Origin of the sequence: Chryseobacterium sp. GP-SGM7 (assembly GCF_049166575.1) — a bacterium.
Taxonomy (GTDB): Bacteria; Bacteroidota; Bacteroidia; order Flavobacteriales; family Weeksellaceae; genus Chryseobacterium.
The window spans coordinates 500,529-519,746 of the sequence record NZ_JBMHFF010000001.1; the positions used below are offsets into that span (position 1 = coordinate 500,529).

Annotated in this window: 14 protein-coding genes; 12 read left to right on the top strand and 2 right to left on the bottom strand. The window is 35.8% G+C overall.

Annotated elements, in window-relative coordinates; all coding sequences use genetic code 11:
* Nucleotides 1-2: 2 nt before the first annotated feature.
* Nucleotides 3-1,241 (bottom strand): OmpP1/FadL family transporter, encoded by a 1,239-nt coding sequence (locus ACOOWA_RS02355; RefSeq protein ID WP_421372971.1) that lies wholly within the window; start codon nt 1,239-1,241, stop codon nt 3-5.
* Between the two features lie 276 nt (nt 1,242-1,517).
* Here ACOOWA_RS02355 and ricT point away from each other — a divergent pair, with 276 nt between their 5' ends.
* The 7 genes from ricT (at nt 1,518) to ACOOWA_RS02390 (ending at nt 11,382) form a co-directional block, all read left to right on the top strand.
* Nucleotides 1,518-2,969, top strand: coding sequence for a regulatory iron-sulfur-containing complex subunit RicT (gene ricT, locus ACOOWA_RS02360; protein WP_421372972.1), 1,452 nt, complete (start codon nt 1,518-1,520; stop codon nt 2,967-2,969).
* The gene (locus tag ACOOWA_RS02365) at nt 2,962-3,423 is read left to right on the top strand and encodes a gliding motility lipoprotein GldH (RefSeq protein ID WP_421372974.1); all 462 of its coding nucleotides are present in this window, start codon (nt 2,962-2,964) and stop codon (nt 3,421-3,423) included. The genes ricT and ACOOWA_RS02365 overlap by 8 nt, the downstream gene beginning before the upstream one ends.
* 6 nt (nt 3,424-3,429) lie before the next feature.
* Nucleotides 3,430-5,811, top strand: a complete 2,382-nt coding sequence (locus ACOOWA_RS02370) for a penicillin-binding protein 1A (RefSeq protein WP_421372975.1) — start codon at nt 3,430-3,432, stop codon at nt 5,809-5,811.
* Between the two features lie 75 nt (nt 5,812-5,886).
* On the top strand, nt 5,887-7,428 hold the full coding sequence (locus ACOOWA_RS02375; RefSeq protein ID WP_421372977.1) for a protein adenylyltransferase SelO: 1,542 nt from the start codon (nt 5,887-5,889) through the stop codon (nt 7,426-7,428).
* A gap of 148 nt (nt 7,429-7,576) precedes the next feature.
* Nucleotides 7,577-8,434, top strand: coding sequence for a choice-of-anchor J domain-containing protein (locus ACOOWA_RS02380; protein ID WP_421372979.1), 858 nt, complete (start codon nt 7,577-7,579; stop codon nt 8,432-8,434).
* Nucleotides 8,435-8,733: 299 nt separating this feature from the next.
* The gene (locus ACOOWA_RS02385; RefSeq protein ID WP_421372980.1) at nt 8,734-10,032 is read left to right on the top strand and encodes a T9SS type A sorting domain-containing protein; all 1,299 of its coding nucleotides are present in this window, start codon (nt 8,734-8,736) and stop codon (nt 10,030-10,032) included.
* Nucleotides 10,033-10,107: 75 nt separating this feature from the next.
* Nucleotides 10,108-11,382 (top strand): DUF6080 domain-containing protein, encoded by a 1,275-nt coding sequence (locus tag ACOOWA_RS02390; RefSeq protein WP_421372981.1) that lies wholly within the window; start codon nt 10,108-10,110, stop codon nt 11,380-11,382.
* A 53-nt stretch (nt 11,383-11,435) separates the two neighbouring features.
* Here ACOOWA_RS02390 and ACOOWA_RS02395 read toward each other — a convergent pair whose 3' ends face one another.
* Nucleotides 11,436-11,972, bottom strand: a complete 537-nt coding sequence (locus ACOOWA_RS02395; RefSeq protein ID WP_421372982.1) for an SPOR domain-containing protein — start codon at nt 11,970-11,972, stop codon at nt 11,436-11,438.
* A gap of 184 nt (nt 11,973-12,156) precedes the next feature.
* Here ACOOWA_RS02395 and ACOOWA_RS02400 point away from each other — a divergent pair, with 184 nt between their 5' ends.
* The 5 genes from ACOOWA_RS02400 to ACOOWA_RS02420 are packed head-to-tail and all read left to right on the top strand — an operon-like array spanning nt 12,157 to nt 19,213.
* Nucleotides 12,157-13,512, top strand: a complete 1,356-nt coding sequence (locus tag ACOOWA_RS02400) for a c-type cytochrome (protein WP_421372983.1) — start codon at nt 12,157-12,159, stop codon at nt 13,510-13,512.
* A 23-nt stretch (nt 13,513-13,535) separates the two neighbouring features.
* Nucleotides 13,536-16,592: a TAT-variant-translocated molybdopterin oxidoreductase gene (locus ACOOWA_RS02405; RefSeq protein ID WP_421372984.1), complete on the top strand. Its 3,057-nt coding sequence runs from the start codon at nt 13,536-13,538 to the stop codon at nt 16,590-16,592.
* 30 nt (nt 16,593-16,622) lie between these two features.
* Entirely contained in the window at nt 16,623-18,020 is a 1,398-nt protein-coding gene (nrfD, locus tag ACOOWA_RS02410; RefSeq protein WP_421372985.1) for an NrfD/PsrC family molybdoenzyme membrane anchor subunit, read from the top strand.
* The gene (locus tag ACOOWA_RS02415; RefSeq protein WP_421372986.1) at nt 18,007-18,528 is read left to right on the top strand and encodes a DUF3341 domain-containing protein; all 522 of its coding nucleotides are present in this window, start codon (nt 18,007-18,009) and stop codon (nt 18,526-18,528) included. The genes nrfD and ACOOWA_RS02415 overlap by 14 nt, the downstream gene beginning before the upstream one ends.
* The gene (locus ACOOWA_RS02420) at nt 18,521-19,213 is read left to right on the top strand and encodes a c-type cytochrome (RefSeq protein ID WP_421372987.1); all 693 of its coding nucleotides are present in this window, start codon (nt 18,521-18,523) and stop codon (nt 19,211-19,213) included. The genes ACOOWA_RS02415 and ACOOWA_RS02420 overlap by 8 nt, the downstream gene beginning before the upstream one ends.
* Nucleotides 19,214-19,218 lie beyond the last annotated feature (5 nt).

Sequence of the window (19,218 nt, forward strand, 5' to 3'; positions counted from 1 at the left end):
AATTAAAAAGCATTATAAGATAAACCTAGACCAAAATAGAATGCTTTAGCCTTTGCCTGACCGTAAAAACCTAACGTTTTATTATTTACATCTCTGCTTTGAGGCATTGCATATCCTCCGGCAACATCAACTCCGAATTGTTTCAGCTTAAATCCAACCCCACCCGTCACAACATATGTATTAAATGATGGTGTTTCCGGGATAAAGTTATCATCTGAGTAAGGAGATTCATCATAATAAGCTCCCAAACGACCAAAAACCATGTTAGAGAATGCGTATTGAGTTCCTAATCTCACCGTTTTTGAGTTTCTAAAGTTTTTCGGAGAAACTAAAACTGTAGGATCAGCTTGATTTCCGATTGGAGCATTTGCAAAATCTAAAGTAAGTTTGCTGTATCTTTCCCAACCGTGATAATTAAAGTCTGCAGAAATTAACCATTTCGGAGTAACTTTATAGGTCATACCGATTGTGTATTCTGAAACCAGAGGTAAAGTTGCCGTGAAACCATCTTGCCCTGCTGCATTTAAACCTAAAAGTGTATTCACTGTATTTTGTGCAGGAACTGTAAATGTTGCTGTCCCTTTTTTAGCTTTCATGTCAACTGGCGAACGATAGGCAATACTCACATCAAATTTCGGATCTGGTCTGAAATAAAAACCAAAACCATAACCATGACCACTTGCTTTTTCATCATTAATATTCACTGTTCCACCAAACTGTGTAACTGCTTTATCCCAATTTACTTTTCCTCTCGCATAGATATAGCTCACCCCAAATGACATCCAGTCAGCCATTTTATATGAAACCATTGGTTGAAAATAAAAACTTTTCAGCTCAAGCTTCTGTACCATTTCTCTACCTTCCCAATCGTAAGGATATTGAATTGTACTTCCAAAAGGCGTGGTAAAACTGAAACCTACAGATAGTTTATCCATGGGTTTATATGCTATTGCAGCATAAATCGGCGTACCCATCGGGTTGTCTGTTTCTGTACTGTTTAATGTGTTTAAATTCTGAAAAGTAATTTTATTACTTGCTCCAAAACCTCCTGCAACAATGCTTAGTTTAGAAGGAATATATGACATTCCTGCCGGATTAAAGAACGCAACACTCGCATCTTCAGCATGAGCACTTGTGTGCGCCATTGCTAATTGCTTCACCCCTTGCAGAGAAACTCTAAAGCCTCCTGCATAAGATAAAACTCCAGCCAACAAAGCGGTTGATACTAATATTTTTTTCATAGACTATTATTATATAATCCAAATATAAAATTATTTTAGTTACACCTGTTAATAAATCTTAAAATTTTAAACTAACAGGCAAAAGAAAACTATGTTTAAAATAACATTTAATACATTTAGGAAAACAACTCACTCAAAAACAATCATTTAAATTAAAAACTTTCACATTACATGATTCATGTTTAATATTAAACATTTTGAAAAATTAATATTTACTACATTTGGAATTGTATAAAGATAAAAATCGATAAATTTGCAAATTAAATATATTATAATATGAGTTGTGGATGCAAAACATCCGGCGATTCTGCACATTCTTGCGGAACAAAATCTGCGAATGGCTGTGAAAGTGTAAATACCTGTGGTAATAGTTATAAATTAAGTGTTTTCGACTGGCTGTCTAACGTACAAAACCCTGCTCAAACCAGGTGTGATTTTGTAGAAGTTAGATTTAAAAACGACAGAAAATTATTTTATAAAAATGTAAATAATATTCCTTTACATATAGGTAGCGTTGTAACAGTAGAATCTAGTCCGGGACATGATGTAGGTGTAGTAAGCCTTACAGGAGAATTAGTGAAAATTCAGATGAAGAAAAAAAGAGCTTCAGAAGAAAATCCACTTAAAATATACAGGCTGGCCAACCAAAAAGACATTGAAGTTTGGCAGGAGGCCAGAAAAAAAGAAGAAAATGTAAAAATTGAAGCCCGGAAAATTTCACACAGGATAGGTCTTGAAATGAAGATTACCGATGTGGAATACCAAGGCGACTCTTCTAAAGTTACATTTTATTATACAGCCGATAATCGTATTGATTTCAGGATGTTAATTAAAGAATTGGCTGGAGCTTTCCGTACAAAAATCGACATGAAACAGATCGGCTTCAGACAGGAAGCTGCAAAAATTGGAGGTATTGGATCTTGCGGTAGAGAACTTTGCTGCTCAACCTGGTTAACCGACTTTAGATCTGTAAATACCAATGTTGCAAGGTATCAGCAATTGAGCATTAATCCTCAGAAATTAGCGGGACAGTGCGGGAAATTGAAATGTTGTCTGAATTACGAATTAGACAGTTACCTAGATGCATTAAGCCACTTCCCATCTTCATCAACAATGCTTGATACCGAAAAAGGAAGAGCTTTCTGTATAAAAATCGATGTTTTCAAAAAGAAAATGTGGTTTGCATACGTTGACAGTTCGATGGCTTGGTATGATTTCGATGTTGATTTAGTAAAAAAAATGATTTCGCAAAATAAAAGAGGTGAAAAAACGTTACCTCTCGAAGATTTGAAACAGCCTGAACTTGCTGTGAAAACTGTGGATTTGATTCAGGAAAGCAGTGTGGATCGTTTTGAAAAGAAAAACAGAGGTTTCAACAAAAACAGAAATCAAGGTCAGAATCAAAATCAAAACAGACCCAACAACAATCAAAACCAGGGATCTAGAAAAAACAGACCCGAAAACAGTAGCGAAAGACCTGAGAGAAGTGATAAAAGCCAACGACCAGAAAGACAGGAACGCCAACCACGACCTGAAAAATCTGTAAAGCCAAATCAAAATAATACTCAAAGGCAATCAAGACCACAACAGCAAAAGCCACAATCTGAAAAACCGAAATTGGAAAATGCTGAGGCTGTAAATAGCAACGCTGAGCAAAAAACTCAGAACCAACAACCGAAAAAGAAGTTTAAAAAGAAATTTCCTCCAAAAAAAGATAACGATGCATAAAATTTCAGGGCTTTTTCTACTTATTTTTTTGGCGAGCTGTAACGCTTCCGGAGAAGATGTTATAATGAATAACGTTGATAATAAATGGAATAAGAAGACCGAACAAAAATTTAATCTTGAAATTTCGGATCCGCAAAATCCTAAAAATCTTATATTTGTTGTAAGAAACAACAATGAGTATCCTTACAGCAATATAAGATTCATTGTAAATCTTACCAACTCTAAAACCAAAGCCAAACAAACCGATACGCTGAATTATATTTTAGCAAAACCAAACGGAGAATGGCTGGGAACAGGATTTGGAGAAACGAAAGAAACTTTTTTTCAGTATAAACTGAATTATAAATTTCCGGACAAAGGCAATTATGAACTTTCTGTTGCACAGGCAATGAGAAACGACAATCTTCCCGGAATTGAAGACTTAGGTATAAAAGTAGAAACGGCTAAACCGTAATTATACATGGAAGAAAACAAACAAAATACAGGAAATAAGGGAAAAAATTTCCCGCTTCCTCCTAAAAAAAATACTAAAAATTCCGGTTGGAAAAGATGGGTAAAATTCATTTGGATTGGGTTCATTGCAGTAGTTTTAGGTATTTCAGGACTTTTCTTTGCAGTTTCCCAAGGTTTTCTTGGTGAAATGCCCGATGTAAAAGAGCTTGAAAATCCGGATATTTATGTGGCCTCTCAGATTTATTCTTCAGACGGAGTTCTTTTAGGAAAATTTGAAAAAGAAAAAACGCAACCTGTTACTTACAAAGAATTACCTCCTTATTTGATTTATGCTCTTCAGGCAAAAGAAGATGAGCGTTTTAAAGAGCATTCTGGTATTGATTTAAAATCAATTTTAAGAGCAGTAAGATATGGTGGTGAACGAGGTGGAGGTTCAACGATTACACAACAGCTGGCAAAACTTTTATTTACAAAAGAGCCTTCAAAAAACCCGGTAAAAAGGGCTATTCAAAAGCTTAAAGAATGGGTAGTTGCGGTAAGTCTGGAGAAGAGATATACCAAAGAAGAAATTATTACTCTATATTTCAACAAGTTTGATTTTACTTATAATGCAAACGGAATTGAAATGGCTTCTAAAATTTATTTTAATAAATCTACATCACAACTAACGCTTCCTGAAGCTGCAGTTTTTGTATCAATGCTTGAAGCTCCGATTGCAAATAACCCGTTAAGAAATCCTGACAGGGCTAAAAGAAGAAGAGACGTTGTATTATCTCAGATGCTTGAAACAGGGTATGTAGATCAGGCAACTTATGACAAAGCAATTGCAACGCCTATCAGTACAGATTACCGTCCTATAAAAAATATTACGGATGATTATTCTGCATACTACAAGTTTTATTTAAAAAAGGAAATAGACGGATATCTTAAAGATTACGAAAAAGAAACAGGAAAACCTTTAAACCTTTTTAAAGACGGCCTAAAGATATATGTTACCTTGGATTCTAAGATGCAGAAATACGCCGAAGAATCTATTAAAGAGCATTTAACTGATCTTCAGAAAAGATTTGACGCTGAACAGAGAGGAAGAAAAAACAGGCCTTTCTATTATCTGAATGATCAGCAAGTTAACAAAGTGATGATGCAGGCTGTAAAAAGAACAGGTCGTTACAAACAGTTAAGCAGAGCTGGAGTTCCTGAAGATTCTATTATGATGGAATTCCGTAAACCGGTGAAAATGTCAAGATTTACATGGGCAGGTGAAGAAGAAGTAGAAATGAGTCCTTGGGATTCTATCAGATATCATAAACAAATTGCACAGGCTGGTTTAATGTCGATGGTTCCGGGAACAGGTGAGATTAAAGCCTGGGTTGGAGGTATCGATTGGCAACATTTCCAATACGATCACATCAAGCAGGGGAAAAGACAGGTTGGTTCGACATTTAAACCTTTCGTTTACGCGACAGCTATTATGAAATTAGGTTTGACACCTTGTTCAACAATTTCAAATGCAAGTTTCAATAAAGGTTCTTATCACGTTCCGGGAAGAGGTGGAATGTTAACATTAAAAGATGCTTTAGCCCATTCTCAAAACCCCGTCGCATTAAGATTAGCCGAAATGACGGGAACTCAAAGCGTTATTCAGACTGCAAGAGATCTTGGAGTTACTGAAGAAATTTCTACAAGTTTACCAATGGCTTTAGGAGCTTCCGACATTACAATTTATGAAATGCTTGGAGCTTACAGTACTTTCGCCAACTACGGAAATTACAACAAACCGGAAATGATCTGGAGGATTGAAGATGTAAACGGAAGAGTAATAAAAGAAGTAATTTCTGAACCTAAAGAAGTAATGAACCCTAATTATGCTTATACCATGATTGAATTAATGAAGGGTGTTACCCAATATGGTACTGCTTCGGGAGAATTAGGTAGAAAAGGAATTCCGAAAACAATAGAAATTGCAGGAAAAACCGGAACAACTCAGAATAACTCAGATGGTTGGTTTATGGGAATTACTCCAAAACTGGCAACCGGAGCCTGGGTCGGATGGGAAGACAGAGCAACACACTTCTATGGAACCGGTGAAGGTCAGGGTGCAAAAATGGCACTTCCGATTTGGGCAATTTTTATGAAAAAAGTTTGGGCTGATAAAAGTTTAAAAATATCACCAGATGACAAGTTTGTAAAACCACTGGATTGGAAAGACGGTTGCAGCAATCTTCAAGGACTTGGCGGAGGTTACGGTGACGATGGAGGATTACAAACCATTGATGATCTAAAAAATCCGCGTCCTGCAGATAACGGACCAAAAAACAATTCAGGTAAAAAAGAGGAAAATGTAAATGAACATCTCAATACAAGTGAAGAGATCGACTTTAACAAATAGTTTATTTATAATTATCATAAGACCTTTCAATTATTGGAAGGTCTTTTTTGTTTTCGCTTTTAATATCTTTGAGCTATGAATATTGATAAGATTACCCAGCCTTTCATTGAGATTTTTCCCGGAGATTTTTCGGGAAATACAATTCAGCGAAGTACACCGAAAGTTCTATTTTCAACCGTTGAGCCTGTTGGTTTTGAACATCCGGAAACCATTATTTTTAACGAAAAACTTTCCGAAGAGATCGGACTGGGAAAATTAGATGAAAAAGATTTTCAATTTTTAGCTGCAACTCATTTATCCGAAAACATAAAAACTTATGCCACCGCTTATGCAGGACATCAGTTCGGCAACTGGGCAGGGCAACTCGGAGACGGAAGAGCAATTTTGGCAGGTGAAATCATAAATGAAGCCGGAAAAAAAAACGAAATCCAATGGAAAGGAGCGGGAGCAACACCCTATTCCCGCCACGCAGATGGAAGAGCTGTTCTGAGATCTTCCGTTCGTGAATATTTAATGAGTGAAGCCATGTTTCATCTGGGAGTTCCTACAACCCGAGCTTTAAGTTTAAGCTTTACCGGAGAAAATGTAGTTCGCGATATAATGTACAGTGGAAATCCTCAGGAAGAAAAAGGTGCAGTCGTAGTAAGAACGGCAGAAAGTTTTCTCCGTTTTGGTCATTTTGAATTAATGTCTGCTCAAAAAGAAATCAAAACATTGACCGATCTGGCTGATTTTACGATTGAAAACTATTTTAAAAATATTAAATCTGAAGGCGAACAGAAGTACAAAGATTTTTTCAGTGAAATTTGCACAAGAACTGCCGATTTAATGGTTGAATGGTTCAGAGTTGGTTTTGTGCATGGTGTGATGAATACTGATAATATGTCTGTTTTAGGTTTAACAATTGATTACGGTCCGTTTTCAATGATGGATGAATATGATTTAAATTTCACTCCAAATACTACAGATTTACCGGGAAGAAGATATGCTTTCGGAAAACAGGGACAAATTTCGCAATGGAATCTCTGGCAATTGGCAAACTCACTTTTCCCTTTAATAAAAGATGAAAAGTTTTTGGAAGAAACATTAAACCATTACGGAAACTATTTTTGGCAAGCTCATGACAAAATGTTGTGCAAAAAATTTGGTTTTGATGAACTGAAAAAAAATGATGATGAATTTTTCACCAATTGGCAAGGTTTGATGCAGGAACTGGAATTTGATTACACTTTATTTTTTAATCAATTGGAAAAAATTGATAATAATTCAAATATCAAAAATCTTTTTTCAGAAGTTTCTTATGGAATTTTAGATGAAACAAAACTTCACAAACTTCACCATTTTATTGAAACCTATCAATTAAGATTAAAAGAAAATACAATTTCAAAAGAAGGATCTTTAGATTTAATGAAAAAAAACAATCCGAAATTTATTCTTAGAAATTATCTCCTTTTTGAGTGTATAGAAGAATTAAATATAGGAAAAACAGAAATGCTTGAAAAATTAATTAAGGCTCTAGAAAGTCCTTACGAAGAAATTTTTACCAAATTTTCTTCGAAAAGACCTTCTGGTTACGATGATGTTTCGGGATGTTCGATGTTGTCTTGTAGTTCATAAAAATGAACAGATAAAATTTAACACCCTGATATTGATCTAATTGATAAAATTTTTATAACTTAGTAAAAAATAATTTTTTATGAAAAAAATACTACTTTCTTTAGGTTTAATGGTTTCAAGCTATTATGTACATGCTCAAACCGTTTTATTGGACGAGAATTTTGATTCTTACACAGATTTTGCTATTACAGGATTTGGAAACTGGCAAACTTTAGATTTGGATGGTCTTACCACATATATTGGTGGTCTACCAACTGGTGCTACAGCTTGGCCAAATGCAAATGAGCCAATGGCTTATCAAATTTTTAACCCTACCGCAGCTGGAGTTACAAATGCTACCTCCGGAACTGAACTTAGAAATTTCGATCCACACAGTGGTCAAAAGTATGCTGCTTGTTGGGCAGGATCACCAGCTGGAGGAGTGAGCGCAAATAATGACTGGTTAGTTTCTCCTGTTGTAACATTAGGGTCAACTAACAATGTATTAACTTTTTGGGTTAAGTCTTTATCAAGTTCATATGGTTTAGAAAAATACAGAGTTGGAATTTACAGTGGCACAGGAACACCAACAACGTCAGCTAACTTTACTATAATTTCAGGTACTGCTTCATTAACTGCACCTTATCCAAATTGGGTTCAAGTAAGCTATACGTTAGCCTCAACTTACAATGGGCAACCTATTCGTGTTGGTATACAATGCGTATCGGCAGATGCATATATGTTTATGGTAGATGATGTTAAAATCACAACAACGGGATCTGTACTCTCTACAGACGAAGTTTCCAAAGCAAAAACAAGCCTATACCCTAACCCTACAAAAGGTGAAGTAAACATTAAAACTGATAAGAAAATCAAGTCTACTTCAGTGTTAGATATGTCTGGAAAAGTAATTTCAAGAGGAGAGTCTGGAAAAGTAGATTTAAGTTCATTTACAAAAGGAACTTATATACTACAGGTAGAGTTTGCTGACGGAACAACATCCACAGAGAAAATTATCAAAAATTAATTACATTTTTTAATATTGTTAAAACCCATCTTTTCAGGTGGGTTTTTATTTTATTAAATAAAATTCAATTTCAATCAGTTTATCAAAACTTATTACTTTTTTTCTTCCATTTTGTATTAGACTTTATTATGTGAACAATTTTCACACTTTCAAAAATAGAATTATTTTTTCATTACATGGACTGACATTATTTTATTTTTTTAATTTTAATAATATGTTATATATAAAATATCTGCAATTTAATTTAAAAGAAATTATATATATGTCATTTTTTTAAGTAGTTTTACAAAAAAAAAAAAATGAAAAACGTTTTATTCTCTGTATTCGCTTTAGCAATAAATGTGAGTGCTTATTCACAATTAAGCTGGTCATCTCAAAATTCTGCTTTTACTGCGGTATCTACAGGTATTAATCCTTTAGCAGTTGTTGATAATAATACCGTATGGGCTTTAGGGTATGATGGTTCTGCTTCTGGAGCAAACTTTCAGACATTTTCCAAAACTACAAATGCAGGCACAACTTGGACTTCAGGTTCTATTAATGTAGGAAATGCTAACTATCTAATATCAGATTTAACTGCTGTTTCAGGAACTACTGCATGGGTAACTGCAACTCCAACAGCAGGAGGGAATGGTGGTGGAGTATGGAAAACAACAAACAGCGGGACAACATGGACAAAGCAGACAACTGCTTCCTTTAGTTCCAACGCATCCTTTGCAAATACAGTTCATTTTTGGGACGAAAATAATGGCGTGGCTATGGGAGATCCCACTGGAACATTATTTGAAATTTATACTACTACGAATGGAGGAACGACTTGGACTAAATTAACATCCGCTTCTGTTGCACCTGCCACATCAGGAGAATATGGCTACGTCCACCTTAAAGAAGTTGCAGGTGACAATGTTTGGTTTGGAACTTCTACAGGAAGAATTTTCAAATCAGCTAATAAAGGTGTCACCTGGACAGTTGTATCGACACCGCTATCAGATTTTGGCGGTTTAGCAGAAAGCGGTAAAATTGCTATTAAGGACGCTAATACCGCATGGATTCTTAGCGATCTTGGAACTGTCTATTCAACTACTAATGGCGGAACCAGCTGGTCGACAATATCAACTATTACGCAATCATCAGATATTACCTTTGTACCGGGTACCACCTCCACTTTGATAGCTGTAGGAAATGGAACAGGCTCCAGTATAAGTACAAATGGTGGTACTTCTTGGACAACTATAGAAAGCTCAAACAGTATTGTAAGTGTCGCAGCTCTTAACGCATCAACTATTTTTGGTGGAGGCTTTAATACAAGCTCAACTTCTGGCGGTGCATATAAACTCTTAGGATCTTTAGCCGTAAATGATGTTACAAATCAAAGAAAAAATTCATTTAGAATTTTCCCTAACCCGACAAAAGGCGAAGTAAACATTAAAACTGATAAGAAAATTAAATCAACTTCAGTTTTAGATCTTTCAGGTAAGATAGTTTCTAGAGGAGATTCAGGAAAAGTAGATTTAAGCTCATTTACAAAAGGAACTTATTTATTACAGGTAGAGTTTGCTGACGGAACAACATCTACAGAAAAAATTATCAAAAATTAATTACATTTTTTAATATTGTTAAAACCCATCTTTTCAGGTGGGTTTTTTATTTTACTTTTGCAAAAATTATAATCCGTGTCATTCAAATCTAAATTTATAAACTTTTTCAAAATTGTTTTTCCTTCATCTTTTGCAGAATTAGGAATTTTTCTATTTTTTCTGATTGCTTATGGAACTTTAGGAACTTATTTCGCCCAACATTACCGTATTATTTTTGATGCAAGAATTCCTTGGGACGGATATTTCAGCTTTGATAACAAAGCCATTGTTATGACAGGCGGAAGTTTCGAAAGACACCCTCTTTCTTATTACTTTTTCAACTGGGTTCGGGAATTGGCATTTTTTATTTCAAATGGAAAAACGGGCAGTAATTTCAGACTAACCTTGGCTTGGCTGAGCAATATTACAATCAGTTTAAGCCTAATTCAGGTTTATAAATATTTAAAAAATATTGTTCAGCTTCCTATTGGTTTAAATCTTCTGATTATTGTTTTTTTCAGTATTTTCTCCACAAATATTTTACTTTCATTTACTCCGGAAACCTATACTTATACTCTATTTTTGCTGGTTTTATTTAATTATTACACCGCAATTAAATTTAAAAAAGATAAAAAAATTGCCGGCTCGGCTCTAGTTTTGGCAGGAGTTACGATTGGCGGATTAACGGTGACCAATATTGTGAAAGTTTTCATTCCCATTATTTTTGAAAAAGATCTTTTTAAAAGCTGGAAAAAATTCGGAAATGCAGTATTCCGGGTTGTGATGACTTGCGTTGTTTTTATAGCACTATACCTGTATAGAATAGAATTTAAATACACCAACATTCTTTCAAAATCGGAAGAACAATATGAGAAATTTTCCAATGTAAAATCTACTCCGATCTGGGATATGATTTATTCGTATTTTTTCGGTGGAAGTATTCTTTTTCCAAGTTTTTTCATCCGTGAAAAACACAATATGAAAGGTTTTTATTACAAGGCTCTGTTTATGGATGTTTACACTTCGGTGATTCCCTACATTTTTATCGGCTTACTTTTAATACTTATTTTCTGGAGTTACTTTAAAAACTTCAAAAATAAATTAGTTCAGATTTTAATGTTTTCACTTTTGGTAGACGTTTTAATTCATTGCGTTTTCAGATTTGGACTTCACACGTCGTACATTTACGGTGGTCATTTTGTTTTTATCTTTCCGCTTTTACTGGGTTGGTTATTTTTTTCTTACAGAGATTCGCCAAAAATGATGTCATTTTTCACCTCAGTTCTGGGAGTTATGCTGGTTTATTTACTCTTCAACAATTACGTGAGAATGTGGGAATTTTTTGATTTTGTCAATCAATTTTACAGATAGAAAAAAGCTGAGAAAAATATTCTCAGCCTTATTTTTTTTATATCAATTAAAATCTATTTCGCTTCAGCACAAAAAACTCTGTATTGAATCGGAGTTGCAGATTTAAAATATTCTTTTATCCTCGCCAAATCACTTGCAGCACTTTGTTTTGTAAAATAACTACCCGCTAAAATTTTATAATTAGGTCTCAACGAAGCATCAGTTTCAACTTTCAGATTTGGAAATCTTTTTCTGAAATATGTTTTTATTTCATTCGCTTCTTCGTTACTTTTTACGGTTGTAATCTGAATTTTAAAACCTAAAATTCTTGGGTTTTTTCTACAAATTTCGGCATTCGTCAATTCTCTGCTGGGAACGTAAATTTTTGTTGGTTTTGAAGGTAAATCATCATCAAATCCGGTAGAAACTTTGTCTGCATTTGTTTTTGCACATCGGTCTTCAACCGAAGCTAAAGCATCACTCACACGAGAATCCATGGTGATAACCAGTTCCGTTCCGGACAAGGTATCTCTCTTTACAATTTGCTGTGCTTCAAGAGTATAAAATCCCATAAGAGCCAATACCGTGAATATTTTGATTAAATTTTTCATTTAAACTTGTTTCCGCAAAGTTATGATAATTTAAAAAATACAGCAAATACAGTTATTTAGAATAGTTACAAATTAAAGCGATATGACATTTTACCTTTTGTTAAAGCCGTTAAATTCTTCTTAAAAATATTATTTTTGCGGGATTGATTACAAATTCAATATTTACTAACATAAGATAATTTAAATGATTAGTTGGAGAAAGCATTATAAAAAAGGGCTGATTGCGATAGGACTATTGCTATCAACAAGTGCTTCAATTTACGGGCAAGACGGCGATCCTAAAAATGGCGAGAAACTTTTTAAGGCAAACTGTACGGCATGTCACGCTTTAGACAAGCAAGTTGTGGGACCTGCGCTGAAAGGTGTAGTAGCAAGACTTAAAACGGAGCAGGGGCTGGATACAGATTGGCTTCACAAGTGGATTAAAGACAACGTAGCATTGCGAGCTTCTGGTGACAAGTATGCTAATGAAGTTTTTGAAAAGCACAACAAAACTGTTATGCAGCAATTTCCCAATCTTTCTGATAAGGATATTGATGATATTTTAGCCTACACAACTAATCCGCCAGAACCGGCTTCTCCGGTTGATGATAAAAAAACTACTGCAGAAACAGCAACTACTGCACCGGTAAACAATACAACTTCAAGTGTTGTAATCATTTCACTTATTGCTATTGCTGGTCTTTTAGTGTGGATCTTGGTAAAATTGAGACAGTTGGTAAAACTAGGTCAGTCTGAAGATTTAAAAGGTCTTAACGAAACAAGAGTAAAATCTTTCAGCGAAATCTATGAAAAATACCACTTTATCGGTAAAGGAGCATTGGCAATTCTTGCGATTCTAGCGACTTACGGTATCTGGAACTGGATTATGTGGATTGGTGTTTACAAAGGATATAAGCCTGAACAACCAATTTATTTTTCTCACAAAATTCACGCCGGAGAAAATAAAATCGACTGCCAATTGTGTCACTCAAGTGCTAAATACGGTAAAGTATCTGAAATCCCTTCTATGAATGTTTGTATGAACTGTCACAGAACAATTTCTGAATACAACGGTAAATATATTGAGCCAGGAAAAGACAAAGCATTCTACGACGGAGAAATCAAAAAGATTTATGAACATACAGGCTGGGATTCTGAGAAGCAGCAGTACACCGGAAAAACAGAACCTGTACAATGGACAAGAATTCACAATATGCCGGATTTCGTTTACTTCAACCACTCTCAGCACGTAATTGCAGGTGAACAAGCGATTATCAATTCTTTCAACAAGAAAAATCCGGACAACAAAATCGACGTAGTTTGTAAAGCTTGTCACGGAAAAATCGATACAATGAACGTTGTACAAATGGCAAATGACTTCACCATGGGATGGTGTATCGAATGTCACAGAACTACCGAAATTGATATGAACAACGGTTATAATAAAGAATACTTCAAAAATCTACACGAAAAGCTGAAAAAGCAGTACCCGAAAGATGGTGGTAAAATCACTGTAGATGCAATTGGAGGTCTTGAGTGTGGTAAATGTCATTATTAATAACTAAAAAATTAGAAGTATAAATGGCTTCAAACAAAATACAATTTAGAAGTATTCACGAACTTAAAGACCCTGCCTTAAACGGTAAGCTGGCTCTTAAAGAGTTCCAGGAAGAAATTCCGGTAGAAGATTTTGCAGAAAGTGCCGAAAAAACTGACGCTACATCCAGAAGAGATTTCCTGAAATTATTAGGATTTTCTACAGCAGCTGTAACTTTGGCTGCCTGTGAAGCTCCGGTAATCAAAACGATTCCTTATGTAGTAAAACCACACGAAATCATTCCTGGGGTTCCCAATTACTACGCATCAACATATTTTGATGGTTTCGATTTCGCAAGTGTTTTAGTAAAAACAAGAGAAGGTAGACCAATCAAAATCGAGCCGAATCCGGCTGCTGGAGATTTAGGTAAAACTAACGCAAGAGCTCAGGCAAGTGTACTTTCACTTTATGATAACGATAAAGTAAAGCAACCAAAACTTGACGGTAAAGACGAAACTTTCGATAAAGTAGATGATTTCGTTTTGAAAGGATTAAATGAAGCCCAGTCTGCTGGTAAAAAGATTGTTCTTTTGTCTCAGTCTTTCGCTTCGCCTACCTTCAAAAAATTATTTGCTGAATTTAAAGCAAAATATCCTACAGCAGAATTAGTAACTTATGATGCTTTCCCTTACTCTGCGGCTTTAGATGCAGCTCAGGAAGTTTTCGGACAAAGAGCATTGCCGGTTTACGACCTTAAAGGTTCAGAATTGGTGGTAGCTTTCCAGGCTGACTTCTTAGGAGACTTTAATGCATCAAGCTTAGAAACTTCTTACGCAGCAGCGAGAGTACCGGGAGCAACAATGTTGAGACACATTCAGGTGGAATCTAATATGTCTTTAACGGGAGCAAACTCAGATTCAAGATACAGACTAAAACCAAGTGATGTAAACAAAGCTTTGGTTGAAGTTTACAACGCAATTGTTACAGGAGCTAACCCTACAAGTAAAGTTGCTACTGAAATCGTAAAAGAACTAAAAGCGAAAGGAAGCAAAGCGGTTGTTTTAGCAGATGGTTCTAAAGGTGCTCAGGTTTTAGCACACTTAATTAACCAAAAATTAGGATCAGTTGCTTTCACTGGTAAAGCAAACTTTTTAAAAGAATTTGACAACGCAAGATATCAGGAATTTTTAGGATGGGTAAATGCAGGACAGGTTGGAGTATTGATTACAAACAACGTTGACCCGATTTATTCTCACAACAAAGGTCAGGATTTCAAGAAATCATTGACTAAAGTTCCTTATGTAATCGCAGTTACAGATAAGAAAAACGAAATGTATAAAGCAGCGAAAGCTGTAATTCCTGTAGCTAACTGGCTAGAATCTTGGGGTGATATGGAACCTCAGACTGGAGTTTATACATTGATGCAGCCAACAATCCAGAAAATTTACAAATCAAGACAGATTGAAGAATCTTTATTGGTTTGGAAAAATGGTAAAAACAATGCTGCTAATAATTACTACGATTATTTAAAAGCTAATTCGGCTTCTGTTTTAGGTGGAACATCTTTCAACAAAGCTTTATATAACGGTTTTGTACCTTCAGCTAATGCTACTACTCTATCTTACGCAGGTGGAAATGGTGCTCAAGCTGTTGCAGAGTTAGGAAACTTCAAAGCATCAGATTTAGAATTAGTTCTTTATACTAAGACTTCAATTGGTGACGGTACTCAGGCAAACAACCCTTGGTTGCAGGAATTACCAGATCCATTGACAAGAATGTCTTGGGATAATTATTTGACAATGTCTCCAAAAGATGCTGAAAGATTAGGAATAGACAATGATCTTAACGCAAGAATGCAGTTAGATGGTTCTTTAGTAAATCTTACAGTAAACGGAGTAAAAATAGAAAATGTACCTGTATTTATTCAGGCTGGTCAGGCAGACGGATCTGTTGGTTTAGCTTTAGGATACGGTAAAAAAGATTCAGGAGCAACTGCAGATACAGGAGTAAATGCTTACCCGTTATTTGACGGTTCAAACCTGGTACTTTCTAATGTTTCTCTTGAGAAAACAGGCGAAGACCACGAGTTTGCAGGAGTACAGCTTCAAAATACAATGATGGGACGTTATGATATTGCTAAAGAAGTTCCTTTGGCTGAATTTATCAACGTACCTTTCGATGATGAACATAAAGGTTGGAATAAGCCTTTGGAATATCACACCATCAGTGGAGCTCTTCCAGCAGGTAAAATTGACCTTTGGGATGCTTTTGATGATACAGACGGCCCCCACTTTAACTTATCGGTTGACTTGAACTCTTGTACTGGTTGTGGAGCATGTATTATTGCTTGTCAGGCAGAGAACAATGTTCCTGTGGTAGGTAAAGAAGAAATCAGAATGTCCAGAGATATGTTCTGGTTGAGAATCGACCGTTATTATTCTTCTAAACAAGATTTAACTGTTTATGACGGATTGGCACAAGGAAAAGCAGTTCCGGAACTTTACGGAAGTGGTGTTTTAGGAATTGAAGGAGCTTTGGAAAATCCTGCAGAAAACCCTGATGTGATCTTCCAGCCGGTAATGTGTCAACACTGTAACCATGCTCCATGTGAAACTGTTTGTCCGGTAGCTGCAACTTCTCACAGTAAGCAAGGTCAAAACCACATGGCTTATAACAGATGTATCGGTACAAGATATTGTGCAAACAACTGTCCGTACAAAGTAAGAAGATTCAATTGGTTTACGTATAACCTGAATGACAAGTTCGATTTCAACATGAATAATGATCTTGGAAGAATGGTATTGAACCCTGATGTTGTTGTAAGAACAAGAGGGGTAATGGAAAAATGTTCACTTTGTATTCAAATGACTCAGGCAACAATTCTTGAGGCTAAAAAGGAAAACAGAAAAGTGAAAGATGGTGAATTCCAGACAGCTTGTTCCAAAGCTTGTTCTACAGGTTCATTACAGTTTGGAGATATGAATGATAAAGAATCTCATGTTAGAAAAATTTATTCTGACAACAGAAGATATCATTTACTTGAAGAGATAGGAACAAAACCAAACGTTTTCTATCACACTAAAGTAAGAAACAGAGCATAAAATAAAGTTTAAATAATAAATAGGTAAAAAATGTCAGGACATTACGAAGCTCCGATAAGGGAACCTCTGATTATTGGTCACAAAACTTATCACGATATCACAGAAGATATTGCACGACCTATCGAAGAAAGAGCAGGTAAATTATGGTGGATCTCACTATACGCAGCCTTAGTTCTTTTCATCTACGGATTCGGCTGTATCGCCTACACTATCGGAACAGGTATTGGAGCATGGGGGCTTAACAGAACTATTAACTGGGGTTGGGATATTACCAACTTCGTATGGTGGGTAGGTATCGGTCACGCCGGAACACTTATCTCCGCAGTATTATTATTATTTAGACAGCGCTGGAGAATGTCTGTAAACCGTTCTGCGGAAGCAATGACGATCTTCGCAGTTGTACAGGCGGCAATCTTCCCGCTTATTCACATGGGTAGAGTTTGGGTAGGATATTGGGTATTCCCTCTTCCAAACCAGTTTGGTTCACTTTGGACTAACTTCAACTCTCCTCTACTTTGGGACGTATTTGCAATCTGTACCTATTTCTCAGTATCAACAGTATTCTGGTTTATCGGTTTGATTCCTGACTTTGCAATGATCAGAGACAGAGCTAAAACTCCTTGGACTAAGAAAATTTATACTTTCCTGTCATTCGGTTGGGGTGGTAAAGCAAAACACTGGCAGAGATTCGAAGAAGTATCTTTGGTTCTTGCAGGTTTAGCAACTCCACTTGTATTCTCAGTACACACTACTGTATCTTTTGACTTTGCTACGTCAGTAATTAAAGGATGGCACTCTACAATCTATCCTCCTTACTTCGTTGCCGGAGCTATCTTCTCAGGATTTGCGATGGTACAGACACTATTGTTAATTGCTAGAAAAGTTTGTCACCTTGAAGATTACATCACTATGTATCATATTGAAATTATGAACATCGTAATTGTATTAACCGGTGGTATGGTAACGGTAGCTTATGCAACAGAATATTTCATCGGATGGTACTCTGGTTCAAGATATGAAGACTTTACCTATCTTTCTCCAGGTGCAGCTGTTGGACCTTATTGGTGGGCTTTCTGGGCATTGATTATCTGTAACCTTGTTATTCCAGCATTATTTTGGTTTAAAAAAGTAAGAACAAATATTATTGCAACATTTATTATCGCATTAATCATTAACATCGGTATGTGGTTTGAGCGTTTCGACATTATTGTAATCAACCTTTCAAGAGATTACTTGCCTGGTTCTTGGACGATGTTTAAACCAACAATCATTGATGTAGGTGTGTATTTAGGAACAATCGGGTTTTTCTCTACATTATTCTTATTATACGCAAGAACATTCCCTGTAATTGCACAGGCCGAATTGAAATCGATTTTGAAAATCTCAGGTGAAACATATAAAGTAAAAGAAGGAGATGAGCACCACTAAAATTGTATACGGACTTTATGCGGACGACGACGATCTGATGAACGGCGTTAAAGCATTCAACGATAAAGGGATTGCAATAAACGAAGTTTATACACCATTTCCTGTTCACGGGCTAGACAAGGCTTTAGGTTTGAAGAAAACCAGGATTTCCGATGCTGCTTTTATTTATGCACTTTATGGAGTTTCTATTGGTTTGACGGTAACCTGGTATATTATGAACCACGACTGGCCGCAAAATATTGGAGGTAAGCCTTCTTTCGGATGGATCAACAACTTCCCGGCTTTTATTGACCCAATGTTTGAATTAATGGTATTCTGTTGTGCTCACATGATGTCTTTAACTTTCTTTGTAAGAAATAAAATGTATCCTGCTGCACCCGCTCAAAACCCAGATCCTCGAACTACAGATGATAAGTTTCTTATGGAATTTATTACTGAAGATGTAGAATCTGTAAAACAGTTGCTAATTGAAACCGGAGTAGAAGAAATAACTGTTAAAGATGCTTAAAATGAAAAAGAATGTATTAAAAATTACAGCAATTTTAAGTTTAACCACAGTTTTACTTAATTCTTGCGGACCGAATGAAAATGCACCTCTAGTTTATTTCCCGGATATGTATTTCCCAGTGGCATACGATCCGTTGATGAAAGCTCAGGATGCTTATTCAGATCATGAAAATGAAATTCCTGCATTTGTAAAAAATAATGGTGCAACTGGTCTTTCTCCTGTAGAAGGTTCAGTAGCTCAAAATAAAGATGGTGTATTCGAGGAAAGCAAACTTCCAAAAACACCAGATGAATACAACACAGGTTATGATGCTTCAAAAGGAATTACTGTGTCTCCTCTAAATCCTGCAAATGCAGCAAAAGATTTAGAAAGAGGTAAAATACTTTTTGACCATACTTGTTCAGCTTGTCACGGAACTGGTGGTGACGGACAAGGGCCAATTGTACAAAGCGGAGCTTATTCTGGTGTACCAAATTATGCAGACAGAGAAATCACTGTAGGATCTGTACACTATGTACTAACAAACGGTAGAAATGCAATGGGATCTTATGCAGGACAATTGAATGCAGGAGACAGATGGAGAGTGGCAATGTATGTAATGAATGCTTTTAAAAAGAGTGCAGCTCCAGCGACAGTGGCGGCAGCTACTCCGGCTAAAACTGAGACTACCGAAACTAAAAAATAAGAAAA